Origin of the sequence: Flavobacterium sp. ASV13 (assembly GCF_000745775.1) — a bacterium.
Lineage (GTDB): Bacteria > Bacteroidota > Bacteroidia > Flavobacteriales > Flavobacteriaceae > Flavobacterium.
The window spans coordinates 191,547-204,866 of record NZ_JQJY01000004.1 but is presented as its reverse complement, the minus strand read 5'-3'; the positions used below and the strand labels follow the sequence as shown (position 1 = coordinate 204,866).

The window sequence follows — 13,320 nt, the reverse complement described above, 5'->3', positions numbered from 1 at the left end:
TATTTTTATGAATGATTTTATTTTTTAGGTGCCGTTTTAGCAGGTACAGGAATTACTGTTTTTTTCTTGTAAATTGGTATGAAATAAGAAACAGTATAGTTAAAACCAATTCCGAAACTACCATCATAAGTTCGGTTAAAACCAGGAATATATAAATTGTCAAAACCAGCAGGTTTTGAATTGGCAACCAACATTTTCAGCTGAACACCAAAACCTACAAATATGTTATTGAATACTTTTGCTTTGATGCCTGTTGCAACTTCAATCCAGCCAGCTGTAAGTCCGTTGTATTTTTGATGATCAACAATTGCAGGTTGTTCCCCCCAATAAGGATTCGGATTGTAAATTTTATAACTGTTTAATTCCTGACTAAAAGTACTAAAACCTCCACGTAAACCTATTGTAATTAAGTTTTCCATATCAAGCCAGTTTTGATACAAGTTGTAATCAAAACCACCTTTAATATAAGTTCCTGTTGCTGTTGAATTTAGTCGGTCGTCATCAGTGGTTTTGTCTTCAAAACCAAGTTCTGCCGCTAGATAGTATTTTTTTGTTAAACGCCAGTCAGCAACAAATTCAATTCCTTTGTAATCCTTGTCGTAAAAACCACGAGTCAATTTATACAAATCAACTCCAACACGAAGTCCATAGCGATCAGTTTTGATACTATCTGCTTTTACTTCTTGTACTGCAGGTTTTGCTACAACAGTTGTTTTAGGTTTTTCGGGAACAATTTCTTTGGTTACTGTAGTTGTTGGTGTTTCCTGAGCTTGCGCCAAGAACATTGAAAACAATAAGCAAAAACTAGAAATATACTTCAATGTGTGTTTCATTTTCTGTTTCAATGTTATATTCATTTACATAAATTTGTTTCATCCAAAAGCCTTTAGAATCAGTGTCGACCTTAATAAATGGGGATGAAATTGGCGGTCCATCTGAAAGCGGATCAAGTGCGAAAATAGTTTTAAAACCGCACGCTCTTGAAACATAAAGATCTTGATGCGTATAGTTGAACCTTACTTCATCTGAATTTATAGCTGCTGCATTTTCATTACCAGAATCTAGAGTAAAAGTAAATGTCGAAAAATTTTCATTTATTCTTAATGGAATAGAAATAGAGCTACCATTTGTCAAATATTTTGCTTCACCAGTTGCAGTTTCATTAAAAATAATCGCTTCAGGCATATCCTTTCCGGTTATTTTTAAATTAGTAACGTTTTTAGGTGTTGACGGACTATCAGCATTAAAAAATTTAATGACTAATCGAGGTGTTGTCGGAGTAGCTGGATCACAAATGTCATCTTTTTCACAACTTGATAAGCCAAAAGTAAAAAGCAATAAAATTGAAATTATTTTTCTCATTTATATTTTTATTATCGAAGTTCTAAAAGTACAACATTTTCAACATGATGCGTTTGCGGAAACATATCGACCGGACGTACTCGGGTAACCTTATATTTTTCGTCCATTAAAGCTAAATCACGCGCTTGCGTAGCCGAATTACAGCTTACATAAACTACTTTTTTTGGAGCGATTTTCAAAATTTGGTCGATTACTAATGCATGCATTCCGTCTCTTGGCGGATCTGTAATAATAACATCTGGTTTTCCGTGCTGCGCAATAAAACTTTCATTGAATACCACTTTCATGTCTCCAACAAAAAACTCGCAATTTGTAATATTATTGCGTTCTGCATTTGCTTTAGCATCTAAAATAGCTTCAGGAACACTTTCTACACCAATTACTTTTTTTGCTTTTTTAGAAACAAACTGAGCAATTGTTCCCGTTCCGGTATATAAATCGTAAACGGTTTCGTTTCCGGTTAATCCTGCAAAATCACGTGTAATTTTGTATAATTCGTAAGCCTGATCTGAGTTTGTCTGGTAAAATGATTTAGCATTAATGCTGAATTTCAAACCTTCCATTTCTTCCAAGATATAATCTCTTCCTTTGTAAAGTTTAATATCCTGATCGTAAATCGTATCGTTTTGCTTGGCATTCACAACATACTGCAATGAAGTAATTTGAGGAAACTTCTCGTATAAATTATCTAAAACCAACTCGCGATTTGCTTTGTCATCTTCAAAAAACTGAATCAAAACCATGATTTCACCAGTTGAAGCAGTACGAATCATCAAAGTTCTCAATAATCCAGAATGTTCTCTCGGATTAAAGAAAGCCAGATTATGTTCATTGGCAAAAGCCCTAATTTCATTTCTGATGGCATTTGAAGGATCTTCCTGTAAATGACATTTTTGGATGTCCAGAATTTTATCCCACATTTTTGGAATATGGAATCCTAAAGCATTTCTATTTCCTAAGTCTTCTGTGCTTCCAATTTCTTTTTCAGTTAACCAACGGCTGTTAGAAAACGAAAATTCCATTTTATTTCTATAGAAAAATTGTTTTTCTGAACCTAGAATATCTTCAAATTCAGGAAGTTCAACTTTTCCTATTCGTTGTAAATGATTTTTTACTTCATTTTGTTTGTAATACAGCTGTTGGCTGTATTTCATATTTTGCCATTTACATCCGCCGCAAACGCCAAAATGATCACAGATTGGTTCGATACGGTGTTTTGATAATTCATGAAACTTTACGGCTTTTCCTTCGTAATATGCTTTTCTTTTTTTGAATGTTTGTACATCCACTACGTCTCCAGGAACAACATTTGGAATAAAGATAACTTTTCCATCTGGTGCTTTTGCTACTGATACACCTTTTGCTCCTGCGTCTAAAACTTCAATTTGATGAAAGACAACTTTGTCTGTATTTTTTCTTCCCATAGCGCAAAAATAAGGGTTTGTAAACTTTTATAAATTTAATTTTCAAAATATTTTATCAAATTGTGTAATTTAACACATAAATCAAGTTTAAAAGTTACCTTTGTTTTTTGGTAAATACCCCAGTTACCAGATTTTTAACCTATAGATTGTTATTTTTTTATGAAATTATATCATAATCTGTCACAAATAAGCTTTCTTAAAAAAAGCTATTCTTTTAAATTCTTATTTGTTGCATTTATTGGAATCCACATCCCTTTAATAGGTATTTTATTTTTTGTACTTTTTTCATCTCACGATATTTCTTCTGTTTCTATTTTGATTTTTGCATTAATAATGACATTATTGGCAACTCTGGTTACGTTGTTGGTTTTGAAGCAATTAATAAAACCGATTTCTCTCGCTTCAAAATCTTTGGATGATTATAGAAACAACCGAAAACTTTCTGTTTTACCTACTGAATATACTGACGAAGCTGGTTTATTGATGTGCAATATTCAGGAGTCAATTTATGAATCTGAGAGTTTTATTAACGAAAAGCAAGATTTGATTTATATGCTTTCGCATGATTTGAAAAATTTTGCCGGAAATCCACAAGGGTTGGCAAGATTAATTTTAAGCGAAAACCCGTCAGAATCGGTTAAACATTTAGCCGAATTAATTTGTGAATCGACTAATTTGCAGTTTCGCTATATTGAAAATTTTATAAAACTTCTGAAGGAACAAGATCAGGTAGTGAAAATAAATCCCGAAGCAAAAACTATAAATTTCCCGAGTATTGTGCCGTTTATCAATGAACAGGTTGAACAGCGTTTGTTGGACAAAAATATTACGTTAGATTTAAATTTAGAGACTTCTGAAGCCGACCTTAGAATTGATGAAGGTTTACTGGTTCAGGTTTTGGTGAATTTAATCAGTAATGCAATAAAATTCTCTTATTTCGACAGCGAGGTTAAAGTTCGTATTTATAAAGATGATGCTAAATTAGCAATCGTCGTAGCGGATAAAGGTGTTGGTTTTGATAAAAATCAAATCGAAGAATTATTCAAAAAATTCACTAAAATGAGCCGATTAGGAACAGCCAATGAGCTGTCAACCGGAATAGGTCTTTATTTATGTAAAAAAATTATTGAACGTCATAAAGGTACCTTGAGCGCTGCCAGCGAAGGAAAAAATAAAGGAGCTGAGTTCAAAATTGAATTTGAGCTTTAGCTTTATTGCGCTTAAAAAGCGGTATTTTTTAAGATTACTGGTTTCCCATCAACGCAACCAATTCCATCTGGTGGAATGGGAACATCACAGGTTGAAGAAATATTCCATTTTACATTAAATGCTGCTTTTGCGTCAGTATAGGTTTTTACTTTAGCCAGAAATTCGGCTGTATTTATTTTTTTAGAATAAATAATAAATTGTTCTGGTCCTCCACAAGCTTTTGCACCAATAGCAGTAAAATCCCAATCTTTAGAATCTGTACAGGTTTGTGTATTCACTTGAGAGAGCGTTACAATTTCCTGATACATTTTTTCTAATTTTTGATGGTCTTCTTCTTGATGATTGTCGTTATTTTCATCATTATTACACGACACAAACAGTACACAAAGAGTAGCTAGTATAAAACTTAATTTTTTCATGGTTAGTGATTGAATGTTAGTTATATACATAGATGTGCGGATTCAAAAAAGGTTGCGTGGATTTAAAAAAAGGGGCTAAGTTGCTAAGATTCTAAGGTACTAAGATTAAAAAAAACTTAGAACCTTAGCACCTTAGAACCTCAGTGCCTCAAAAAATTACCATAAATGGTGAACCGATGGTTTTATATACTTTTCATAAATCGCATTCATTGCAATGATTTTTTCCGGGCTTATTTTAGGAAGATCATAAACAGATAAATTCGATAGTACATGATCTGCTTTTGAAGCGCCAGGAATAATGCAGCTGATTTCTTCAAAATTCAAAATCCATTGCAATGCAATTGGTGCAAGGTTTGGATTTTCTGGAAATAAAGCTTTTAATTCTTCAACGGCTTTTAATCCTAATTCATAATCAATTCCTGAAAATGTTTCGCCTTTATCAAAAGCATCTCCGTTACGATTAAAATTACGATGATCCTGAGGTTCAAAAGTGGTTTTTGAATCAAATTTGCCCGTTAAAAGACCACTTGCTAATGGAACACGTGCAATGATTCCGATATCTTTTTTCTTTGCTTCAGACAAAAATAATTGAGATGGACGTTGACGAAACAAATTGAAAATAATCTGAACCGTAGTTACATTTGAATATTCGATTGCTTTTAAAGCTTCCTCAACTTTTTCAACACTTACACCAAGATTTAAAATTTTCCCCTGATCTTTTAATCGGTCAAAAAGTTCAAAAATTTCCGGACGATAATAAACTTCGGTAGGAGGACAGTGCAGTTGAATCAAATCGAGAGTTTCTAATCCCGTTCTTTTTAAACTGTCTTCAACAAATTTTTGAAGCACTTTTGGCTGATAACCGTCATTTATATGCGGATTAATTTGGCGTCCGCATTTTGTAGCAACATAAATGCGTTCTGATCTTGAGCGTACAACACGCCCAACAGCAGTTTCACTTAATCCATTTTCATAAACATCAGCAGTGTCAATAAAATTAACGCCATTGTCAATTGCAGTATTTATAAGCGCATCGGCTATTTTATCATCAAATCCTGATCCCCATTTTCCTCCAACTTGCCAAGTTCCAAGTGAGATTTCTGAGATATTAAAGTTCGTTTTTCCTAGTTTTCTGTAGTTCATTTTTTTAAGTTGCTAAGGTTCTGAGTTGCTAAGATTTTTTATTTTAAATTGCTGAGATGCTTAAATTGTAGATAAAGTAAGGAAACCTTAGAATCTTAGCAACTTAGAACCTTAGCGTCTTTTTTTAATCAAATAAATCCGAAGACAAATAGCGATCGCCGCGATCGCAGATAACAGCAACCACAACACCAGATTCTAATTGTTCGGCGAGTTTAAGGGCAACAGCAACAGAACCACCACTGCTCATTCCGGCAAAAACACCTTCTTCAAGTGCTAGTCTTTTTGTCATTATTCTGGCTTCTTCTTCGCTTACATCTATAACACTGTCTACTTTTGAAGCGTCAAAAATTTTCGGCAAATATTCCTGAGGCCATTTGCGGATTCCTGGAATTTGAGATCCATCGCTTGGTTGTGCACCAATAATCTGAATTGCTGGATTTTTTTCTTTTAAATAAGTTGAAGTTCCAATAATCGTTCCTGTAGTTCCCATTGCTGAAACAAAATGCGTTACTGTTCCTTCAGTATCATTCCAAATTTCAGGTCCGGTTGTTTTGTAATGTGCTTTCCAGTTGTCATCATTTGCAAACTGATTCAGCATCAAATAACCGCCTTCAGCAACTTTTTTGTCGGCATAATCTCTTGATCCAATAATTCCTTCATCGGCAGGTGTTAAAATTACTGTAGCGCCATAAGCACGCATGGTTTGAGTTCTTTCTTTTGTAGAATCTTCAGGCAAGACTAATTCGATTTCTATACCAAATAATTGTGCAATCATTGCTAAAGCAATTCCGGTATTGCCGCTGGTTGCTTCGATTAGTTTGTCACCTTTTTTAATTTCGCCTCTTTCTAAGGCAGATGCAATCATATTGTATGCAGCTCTGTCTTTTACACTTCCGCCAGGATTATTTCCTTCGAGTTTAAGCAAAAGCTTTACGTTTTTATTTTTAACCAAATTGACAGTTTCCATCAATGGAGTATTTCCAATTAGGTTAAGCAATTTCTGTGGACTCATTGTTATTTTTTTTCTTTTATTTTTACTTCAGTTGTAGTGGTATTTAAAACGATGGAATCTGCCGGAATTGATTTTGTAATCCAGGCATTTCCGCCTACAATACTATTTTTTCCAATAATAGTTTCTCCGCCCAAAATTGTGGCATTGGCATAAATGCAAACATTTTTTTCTACAGTTGGATGACGTTTTGCATTTTTCATGTCTTTGCTAACACTCAAAGCACCAAGAGTTACACCTTGATATATTTTTACATGTTTTTCGATAACAGTTGTCTCGCCAATAACGATTCCTGTAGCGTGATCGATAAAAAATGGCGATGCGATCTGAGCTCCGGCATGAATGTCAGTTCCGGTAATTCGGTGCGCGTATTCGCTCATTAATCTGGAGAATAATAACAAATCGAGCAAGTATAATTCGTGGCTTAATCTGTAAATTGCAATGGCATAAAAACCGGGATAACCCAAATAAACTTCGTCAATACTGTTTGATGCTGGGTCATTTTCTAAAATATAGGCTGCATCCTGATTTAGTTTTTCTAAAACTGTAGGAAGCTTTTCCAGAAACTTGTCCCAAATGGATTCGCATAAATTTTCAGGTTTTTGACAAGCCAAAACGGCGATCTCTTTAAAACGAATTTCAAGATCATTGATGCTTTCGTCTAAAGCGGCATTCGAATCAAAAAGGGTATAAAAAAGCTTCTCGGTAAAGTCTTCTGTTTTAGTTTTGATTCCGTAATTTATGTTTGAATGGCTTTTTAAAGCTTTGATATTTTGTATGATAGTGTCTTTTGTCACAATTGATTAAATTGATTGGATATTTTGAAACGTTAAAAGTAAGGCGTTTTTTGTAAATAAAGACAGGTTTTAACTAAAGAAATTTTGTGTTGATTGTCGTATTTGTGATAAATCAGCGAAAGATTATTTATTATAAAACTTAAATGCTTAAATGCTTAAATTAGCATGTAAAATTTATAAAAATGAAAAATAATTCAAGTTTTAAAAGCGCAATTTCTGGTATTGAATTTTCGGAAAACGAGAAAATCTGCGGAAAATCAATTCATGATCCGATTTTAGGCCTAATTATAAAAGATCATCCCACTTTTTGTGATGATGATTGTATATCGGTTCAGGAATTGAGTGAATATCGTCAAATGTATATTTCTAACTATTTATCCAGAGAAATCGGTGTGCTTTCAGATCTTGAGAAAAGTGTTATTTCATCTTTAAAAGAAGATAGATCAATTGTGAGTATTGTTGAAGATGAAGACGAATCTCGTAGTTTTGGGCAAAAAGTGGCTGATCAAGTGGCTGATTTTGGCGGAAGCTGGACCTTTATTATTTCGTTTGTTGTTTTTATCGCAATCTGGATTGGTGCAAATGTTTTTGTTTTGATGAACAAAGGTTTTGACCCGTACCCATTTATTTTGCTGAATTTGATTTTATCCTGTATCGCAGCATTGCAGGCACCGGTCATAATGATGAGTCAAAATCGCCAGGAAGAAAAAGACAGAAGCAGGGCGAAAAAAGATTTTATGATTAACCTAAAATCAGAATTAGAAATCAGAATGATTCATGATAAAATCGATCATTTGATAATGCATCAGCAACAGGAATTGATCGAAATTCAAAAAGTACAAATCGAAATGATGAACGATATTTTAAGCCAGATCAAAAAATAATTCTTACAAAATTACAGATAAAAGTGCTTGAGAAAATAGCCGGCAATTACAAAAACAAGATTTAGTAAAGCGAAATTCCAAACCAGTTTTTTATTCTTTTTTGATTTGTTGAAAAAATAAAAAACAACAAAACCCAAAAATAAAAGAGTAGAATAAAGTGCAGGATACATTTTGAAAGCGGCTAAAAACTCACCCTGAAAAAGTAAGAATAAAGCACGCTGAAAACCACAGCCGAGACAGTCAAATCCGAAGTAGGTTTTGAACAGGCAGGGGATCATATAATTTTCTAAATTCAAGGGGATGTTTTTTGCAATTTTACAAAAAAATATTGGATAACATTTTGGAAGAACCAAACTGCTATTTTAAAGTTTTATACTTTTGAATTCTTATAAGCTAAAAAAAATGAAAGGTTTAAAAATTTTAATAATGATTCTTGCGATTGGAGTAGCGTTGTATGAGCAAGTTTCAGAAGAAAAAAATATCTATATCATGATTATTGCAATTGTAGTTTTCATGTATGGAATGATGCAGTTGAGTGCGAAAACTCCAAGTAAAAATCAAGATAAAGAAGAAGACGATGTTGAGTAAAGGAGATAAGGTTTCGGTTTTAGACGAAGCTATAAACGGAACGGTTGTTTCTGTGAAAAATAAGGAAGTTTTGATTGAAACTGAGGATGGTTTTATGATGACATTTTTTGTCAACGAATTGCTTAAAATTCAAGATTCCAGTAATTTAATGAATTCTATTAAAAGAATTGATTTAGATTCGATTTCAAAAGAGAAAGCAGAGCCGAAACCAAGAAGTTTTGTGAAAGAAAAGAAAGATAAACGCGAAATTTCGGCTCCGGAATTTGATTTGCACATCGAAAAACTGGTTCCAAATAAACGCGGAATGTCAAATTATGATATTCTGACTTTACAAACAGAAACAGCAAGAAGGCACATTGAATTTGCGATCAAAAACAGAATTCCAAAAATCGTTTTTATTCACGGTGTTGGCGAAGGAATTTTAAAAGCCGAACTTGATTTTTTATTAGGCCGTTACGACGGAATAGATTTTCAGGATGCCAATTATCAAAAATATGGACTTGGTGCAACCGAAGTTTATTTTAGGCAAAACAATAAATAATTTATTTTTTATGCTTTAAAGTTGTTGTTTTAAAGGCATAAAAAAAACCCGTTTTTCATTCTGATTCGATTAGCGAAATCAGCTTGAAAAACGGATTTTTTTTGTAGGAATTTAAAAGTAATTTTTATTCTTCTTTTTAAATTCCTTTTTAAGGTTTAATGGTTGTCACTGTTCCTAGAACAAATTCGGTTGCCAGTTTAAAAGTACTGTTTCCTTGTTTCATACTTGCATTTCGTAATACAACTTTATGCTTATAAACTTGATTTGTATGTGTTGTAGTGACTTCAATAATACCACTTACATTTTCTTTACCTGTAACACCTATCCAAGTTTCTTTTACAGTTGGGCTTGTTGGCGTAGTATTGGTACAATAATAATCTCTTACAGGTTCAGGTAAATTGTTGTTGTATGTTCTGTAATAAACATTATTTGAAATAACTGCCGGGCTGCCACTACTAATATTGATCAAGCTTTTTCTTGGTTGTCCAATAGGTGTATCTTCATCTTTAATTAAGTCTTTATCTAAATTTTCAATTACTAATGAATTTGATAAATTGTTATTGTAAACTTTTTTCTGAACATCACAATACTTTGCTACTTCATCTGTAAAAGCAACTACAACTGGAGTAACGGTTGTTTTAAAGTCTCCAAAAACAAAATTATCTTCAACTTGAGTTGGTCCCGGTTTAGAAAAAGTTATTCCGTTGAAAGTAATATTATGATTATAACCTTCAATTTCTGTATGTCCGTCTGAAGGAGGAGGAGTTTTATAAATTGCTGAAGTAACAATTTCTATTTCTCCGCCAATTGCGTACCATTCCTGATTAATATTTGGAGTTGCAGGTGGTATTGCATCACAAATATTTGATTTTGTTATCGCGCCATCATAAGTTCTGTAAAAAAAGCGATAAGTACTATTGTTAAGATTGTAAGTTAAAGTATCAGGCTGCGTTGCAAGTGTACCTGTTGGTATTTGCAAAATGATAGCTTCCTGAGGCTTAAGTTTGTAGATCAAAGTATTGGTTGTAGGATCACAACTTGTTGCGGTCACATCTTTAAAATCAATCGTTTCTACAGTTAAATCACCATCATCACAACCGTTTAATAAAAACGCAAAGAATAGAAGGCTTACATATTTTTTCATCGTAATTTTATTTGGGTCAAAAATAGTGAAAATTTTGGCAAATGATATTGAAGATTGGACAATTGATATTTCATAACTTTGCAGTAATGAAAAAAGTATATCTCGACAACGCCTCTACAAGTGCTATGCGCCCTGAAGTAATTCAGGAAATGACAAAAGTTATGACGGAAGATTTTGGAAATCCATCTTCTACGCATAGTTTTGGGCGAAATGGAAAAACCATTTTGGAACTTTCAAGAAAAAGCATTGCAAAACATTTAAATTGTTCGGCTCAGGAAATTATTTTTACTTCTGGCGGAACTGAAGCTGATAACTGGATTTTGCGTTCAGCAGTTGAAGATTTGAAAGTGGAGCGAATTATTACTTCAAAAATTGAACATCACGCTGTTTTATATGCAGTTTTAGCGCTGGAATCAGATTACGGAATTCAGGTTGATTATGTGAATGTAAATCCGGATGGAAGCATCGATTTAACGCATTTATCTAATTTATTGTCTGAAAATAAAAAGACGATTGTTAGTTTGATGCATGTTAATAATGAAACCGGAACAATTTTAGATTTGGAAAGAGTTGGAGTAATCTGCAAACAATATAATGCTTTGTTTCATTCAGATACGGTACAATCTGTTGGAAAAACGGAGATTGATCTTCAAAAAATACCGGTTGATTTTATAGTGGCAAGTGCTCATAAATTTCATGGTCCAAAAGGAATTGGATTTGCTTTTGTTCGTAAAAATTCAGGTTTACAGCCTCTTATTTTTGGAGGTGAACAAGAAAAAGGACTTCGTGCCGGAACCGAAGCCGTTCATCAAATTGCCGGAATGGCAAAAGCATTAGCTATTTCTTATGAAAATTTAAATCAGGAAAGAGCTTATATTTCAGATTTAAAAACATACCTGATCGAGCAGTTAGAAATTCATTTTCCTGGTTTTAGAATTAATGGAAAAAAAGAAGATTTCTACAATATCATCAATATTATTTTACCTTTTTCTTCAGATAAAACTTCGATGTTGTTGTTTAGTCTCGATATGAAAGGAATTGCAGTTTCAAGAGGAAGTGCCTGTCAGTCAGGAAGTATCAAGCCATCGCATGTTTTAAAAGAAATGTTATCGGAGACGGATTTAAAATTACCAAATCTCCGAATTTCATTTAGTCATTATAACACTAAAGAAGATATCGATTGGCTTATTGAGAGTCTTAAAACTGTTTAAAAGTTTCAGGTTTCAAGTTTCAGGTTTTAAGCGAACTTGAAACTTGAAACCTGAAACAAAAGATTATTTACGAATCACTTTTACTTGTGAATCGTTTGTCAACTTGATAATTGTAGAAGATTTTCCGTTGATTTTATCTTGGTTTAGTTTTACAACATAATCAACACCATTAATAATTTCGGGACTAATATCTTTAAAACTTAGAGGTGTTGGTTGTCCTGAAATATTGGCTGAAGTTGAAACTAAAGGTTTTTTCATTCTTTCCATCAATTTGAAGCAGAAAGGTTCTTTTACCAAACGTACTCCCAAAGATTTGTCGGCAGCAATAATATTTGGAGCAACATTTCTGGCATCGTCAAGAATTAAAGTGGTTGGTTTTTCAGATAAATCCCAGATCTGCCAAGCAACTTCGGGAATATTTTTGAAAACATTGTATATCATTTTTTCTCCGTTCATCAAAACAATCATACTTTGAGTTTCGGCACGTTGTTTTAATTTATAGATTTTTGCAACAGCTTCAGCATTAGTTGCGTCACATCCAATTCCCCACACTGTATCAGTCGGATAAAGAATGATACCGCCTTCTTTGATAACTTCGTAAGCTTTGATTATTTCTTCGTTCATTGTAAAAAAAGAGTATTATTATAATGCAAAAATAATCTTTCTAGTTGGTAAAAAGTTGAAATTTAATTCAGAATAATGAAGTTTTTGTAATTTATAAGGTTATTTTTGTTGCTCGAGTTAGAATTCGCAAATAAGACGCTTGATGAAGCGACATTTGAGGTTCAATTTAATATCAATTTTAAACAAAATATGTCTAAAAATCTAGTAAAAGTTGTTATTCCTGTGTATAAGGAATATTTTGGTGAACTTGAAGAGAAATCATTTTTGCAATGTTGTAAGGTCTTAAAAGATTATGAAATTGTAATTGTGCATCCTGAAGGATTAAATCATTCTTATCTTTCGGAGAAACATCAAAATTTGACTTTTAAAAGCTTTTCTAAAGACTATTTTGCGACTATAGATGGTTATAATGAATTATTATTGCGACCACTATTTTATGAAAGCTTTTTGGATTCAGAATATATTTTAATTTATCAGCTAGATGCTTTTGTTTTTAAAAATGAATTGGCGGAATGGTGTAATAAAGGTTATGATTACATTGGCGCGCCCTGGATTGCAACTTCAGAAAATTCTTTATCAAATAAAATAGCAAGTTTGTTTTGGTCAAAAAAGAAAAAAGAGCGTCAGCAGATTTTCTTTAAAGTTGGTAATGGAGGTCTTTCTTTACGTAAAGTTGCTTCACATTTTGCTATTGCAAAAGAACAAGAACAATTTATTTCTGATTTTTTAACAGAAAAAGAGAAGAAATTACATGCAACCGAAGATGTTTTTTGGTCTTTGAAAGCAAAAGAATTTGATTCTGATTTCAGAATTCCAGATTATAAAGAAGCCGTTTATTTTGCAATAGACAGAAAGCCTGATTTAGCAATGAAATTAACAAACAATGAACTTCCGTTTGGTTGTCATGCTATAAATAAGCCAAAAGTGATTGATTTTTGGAAACCAATACTAAATCAATATTAATT

At 32.8% G+C, this 13,320-nt stretch carries 16 protein-coding genes; 6 read left to right on the top strand and 10 right to left on the bottom strand.

Annotated features, from left to right (window positions below; all coding sequences use genetic code 11):
• Positions 1–17: 17 nt before the first annotated feature.
• The 3 genes from GQ47_RS11555 to rlmD are packed head-to-tail and all read right to left on the bottom strand — an operon-like array spanning position 18 to position 2,786.
• A complete protein-coding gene (locus tag GQ47_RS11555; protein WP_035649368.1) occupies positions 18–833 on the bottom strand; it encodes a DUF6048 family protein in 816 nt (271 codons plus the stop codon).
• Complete coding sequence (locus GQ47_RS11550) at positions 805–1,362, bottom strand: DUF6452 family protein (protein ID WP_035648613.1); 558 nt, start codon at positions 1,360–1,362, stop codon at positions 805–807. The genes GQ47_RS11555 and GQ47_RS11550 overlap by 29 nt, the downstream gene beginning before the upstream one ends.
• Before the next feature lie 11 nt (positions 1,363–1,373).
• Entirely contained in the window at positions 1,374–2,786 is a 1,413-nt protein-coding gene (rlmD, locus tag GQ47_RS11545; protein WP_035648611.1) for a 23S rRNA (uracil(1939)-C(5))-methyltransferase RlmD, read from the bottom strand.
• A 159-nt stretch (positions 2,787–2,945) separates the two neighbouring features.
• Between rlmD and GQ47_RS11540 the strand changes: the two genes are divergently transcribed.
• Positions 2,946–3,995: a sensor histidine kinase gene (locus GQ47_RS11540; protein ID WP_035648609.1), complete on the top strand. Its 1,050-nt coding sequence runs from the start codon at positions 2,946–2,948 to the stop codon at positions 3,993–3,995.
• Between the two features lie 11 nt (positions 3,996–4,006).
• Here GQ47_RS11540 and GQ47_RS11535 read toward each other — a convergent pair whose 3' ends face one another.
• From GQ47_RS11535 to GQ47_RS11520, 4 genes are all read right to left on the bottom strand, one after another.
• Complete coding sequence (locus tag GQ47_RS11535) at positions 4,007–4,414, bottom strand: hypothetical protein (RefSeq protein WP_035649365.1); 408 nt, start codon at positions 4,412–4,414, stop codon at positions 4,007–4,009.
• A gap of 156 nt (positions 4,415–4,570) precedes the next feature.
• Entirely contained in the window at positions 4,571–5,557 is a 987-nt protein-coding gene (locus tag GQ47_RS11530) for an aldo/keto reductase (RefSeq protein WP_035648607.1), read from the bottom strand.
• A gap of 124 nt (positions 5,558–5,681) precedes the next feature.
• On the bottom strand, positions 5,682–6,569 hold the full coding sequence (gene cysM, locus GQ47_RS11525; protein WP_035648606.1) for a cysteine synthase CysM: 888 nt from the start codon (positions 6,567–6,569) through the stop codon (positions 5,682–5,684).
• A gap of 2 nt (positions 6,570–6,571) precedes the next feature.
• Positions 6,572–7,363: a serine O-acetyltransferase gene (locus GQ47_RS11520; RefSeq protein ID WP_035648603.1), complete on the bottom strand. Its 792-nt coding sequence runs from the start codon at positions 7,361–7,363 to the stop codon at positions 6,572–6,574.
• Positions 7,364–7,545: 182 nt separating this feature from the next.
• On the opposite strand from GQ47_RS11520, the gene GQ47_RS11515 reads away from it, so the two are divergent.
• Positions 7,546–8,247 (top strand): DUF1003 domain-containing protein, encoded by a 702-nt coding sequence (locus GQ47_RS11515; RefSeq protein WP_035648602.1) that lies wholly within the window; start codon positions 7,546–7,548, stop codon positions 8,245–8,247.
• Between the two features lie 11 nt (positions 8,248–8,258).
• On the opposite strand, the gene GQ47_RS11510 is transcribed toward GQ47_RS11515, so the two are convergent.
• Positions 8,259–8,525, bottom strand: coding sequence for a DUF2752 domain-containing protein (locus GQ47_RS11510; protein WP_238567985.1), 267 nt, complete (start codon positions 8,523–8,525; stop codon positions 8,259–8,261).
• 124 nt (positions 8,526–8,649) lie between these two features.
• On the opposite strand from GQ47_RS11510, the gene GQ47_RS11505 reads away from it, so the two are divergent.
• The gene (locus tag GQ47_RS11505; protein ID WP_035648599.1) at positions 8,650–8,835 is read left to right on the top strand and encodes a hypothetical protein; all 186 of its coding nucleotides are present in this window, start codon (positions 8,650–8,652) and stop codon (positions 8,833–8,835) included.
• Positions 8,825–9,376: a Smr/MutS family protein gene (locus tag GQ47_RS11500; RefSeq protein WP_035648597.1), complete on the top strand. Its 552-nt coding sequence runs from the start codon at positions 8,825–8,827 to the stop codon at positions 9,374–9,376. The genes GQ47_RS11505 and GQ47_RS11500 overlap by 11 nt, the downstream gene beginning before the upstream one ends.
• Before the next feature lie 148 nt (positions 9,377–9,524).
• Here GQ47_RS11500 and GQ47_RS22885 read toward each other — a convergent pair whose 3' ends face one another.
• Positions 9,525–10,520, bottom strand: a complete 996-nt coding sequence (locus GQ47_RS22885; RefSeq protein WP_051951498.1) for a hypothetical protein — start codon at positions 10,518–10,520, stop codon at positions 9,525–9,527.
• Positions 10,521–10,606: 86 nt separating this feature from the next.
• On the opposite strand from GQ47_RS22885, the gene GQ47_RS11490 reads away from it, so the two are divergent.
• Entirely contained in the window at positions 10,607–11,731 is a 1,125-nt protein-coding gene (locus GQ47_RS11490; RefSeq protein WP_035648594.1) for a cysteine desulfurase family protein, read from the top strand.
• 63 nt (positions 11,732–11,794) lie between these two features.
• Here GQ47_RS11490 and GQ47_RS11485 read toward each other — a convergent pair whose 3' ends face one another.
• Positions 11,795–12,355, bottom strand: a complete 561-nt coding sequence (locus GQ47_RS11485; protein ID WP_035648591.1) for an L-threonylcarbamoyladenylate synthase — start codon at positions 12,353–12,355, stop codon at positions 11,795–11,797.
• A 189-nt stretch (positions 12,356–12,544) separates the two neighbouring features.
• Between GQ47_RS11485 and GQ47_RS11480 the strand changes: the two genes are divergently transcribed.
• On the top strand, positions 12,545–13,318 hold the full coding sequence (locus GQ47_RS11480; protein ID WP_035649359.1) for a DUF5672 family protein: 774 nt from the start codon (positions 12,545–12,547) through the stop codon (positions 13,316–13,318).
• The last annotated feature ends 2 nt before the right edge of the window (positions 13,319–13,320 follow it).

What these genes read in the sequence shown, in the direction of transcription:
- GQ47_RS11515 (WP_035648602.1), top strand. Translation starts at nt 7,546, where the DNA reads ATGAAAAATAATTCAAGTTTTAAAAGCGCAATTTCTGGTATTGAATTT.
- GQ47_RS11555 (WP_035649368.1), bottom strand. Translation starts at nt 833, where the DNA reads ATGAAACACACATTGAAGTATATTTCTAGTTTTTGCTTATTGTTTTCA.
- GQ47_RS11490 (WP_035648594.1), top strand. Translation starts at nt 10,607, where the DNA reads ATGAAAAAAGTATATCTCGACAACGCCTCTACAAGTGCTATGCGCCCT.
- rlmD (WP_035648611.1), bottom strand. Translation starts at nt 2,786, where the DNA reads ATGGGAAGAAAAAATACAGACAAAGTTGTCTTTCATCAAATTGAAGTT.
- GQ47_RS11550 (WP_035648613.1), bottom strand. Translation starts at nt 1,362, where the DNA reads ATGAGAAAAATAATTTCAATTTTATTGCTTTTTACTTTTGGCTTATCA.
- GQ47_RS11530 (WP_035648607.1), bottom strand. Translation starts at nt 5,557, where the DNA reads ATGAACTACAGAAAACTAGGAAAAACGAACTTTAATATCTCAGAAATC.
- GQ47_RS11510 (WP_238567985.1), bottom strand. Translation starts at nt 8,525, where the DNA reads ATGATCCCCTGCCTGTTCAAAACCTACTTCGGATTTGACTGTCTCGGC.
- GQ47_RS22885 (WP_051951498.1), bottom strand. Translation starts at nt 10,520, where the DNA reads ATGAAAAAATATGTAAGCCTTCTATTCTTTGCGTTTTTATTAAACGGT.
- GQ47_RS11540 (WP_035648609.1), top strand. Translation starts at nt 2,946, where the DNA reads ATGAAATTATATCATAATCTGTCACAAATAAGCTTTCTTAAAAAAAGC.
- GQ47_RS11500 (WP_035648597.1), top strand. Translation starts at nt 8,825, where the DNA reads ATGTTGAGTAAAGGAGATAAGGTTTCGGTTTTAGACGAAGCTATAAAC.
- GQ47_RS11505 (WP_035648599.1), top strand. Translation starts at nt 8,650, where the DNA reads ATGAAAGGTTTAAAAATTTTAATAATGATTCTTGCGATTGGAGTAGCG.
- cysM (WP_035648606.1), bottom strand. Translation starts at nt 6,569, where the DNA reads ATGAGTCCACAGAAATTGCTTAACCTAATTGGAAATACTCCATTGATG.
- GQ47_RS11480 (WP_035649359.1), top strand. Translation starts at nt 12,545, where the DNA reads ATGTCTAAAAATCTAGTAAAAGTTGTTATTCCTGTGTATAAGGAATAT.
- GQ47_RS11485 (WP_035648591.1), bottom strand. Translation starts at nt 12,355, where the DNA reads ATGAACGAAGAAATAATCAAAGCTTACGAAGTTATCAAAGAAGGCGGT.
- GQ47_RS11535 (WP_035649365.1), bottom strand. Translation starts at nt 4,414, where the DNA reads ATGAAAAAATTAAGTTTTATACTAGCTACTCTTTGTGTACTGTTTGTG.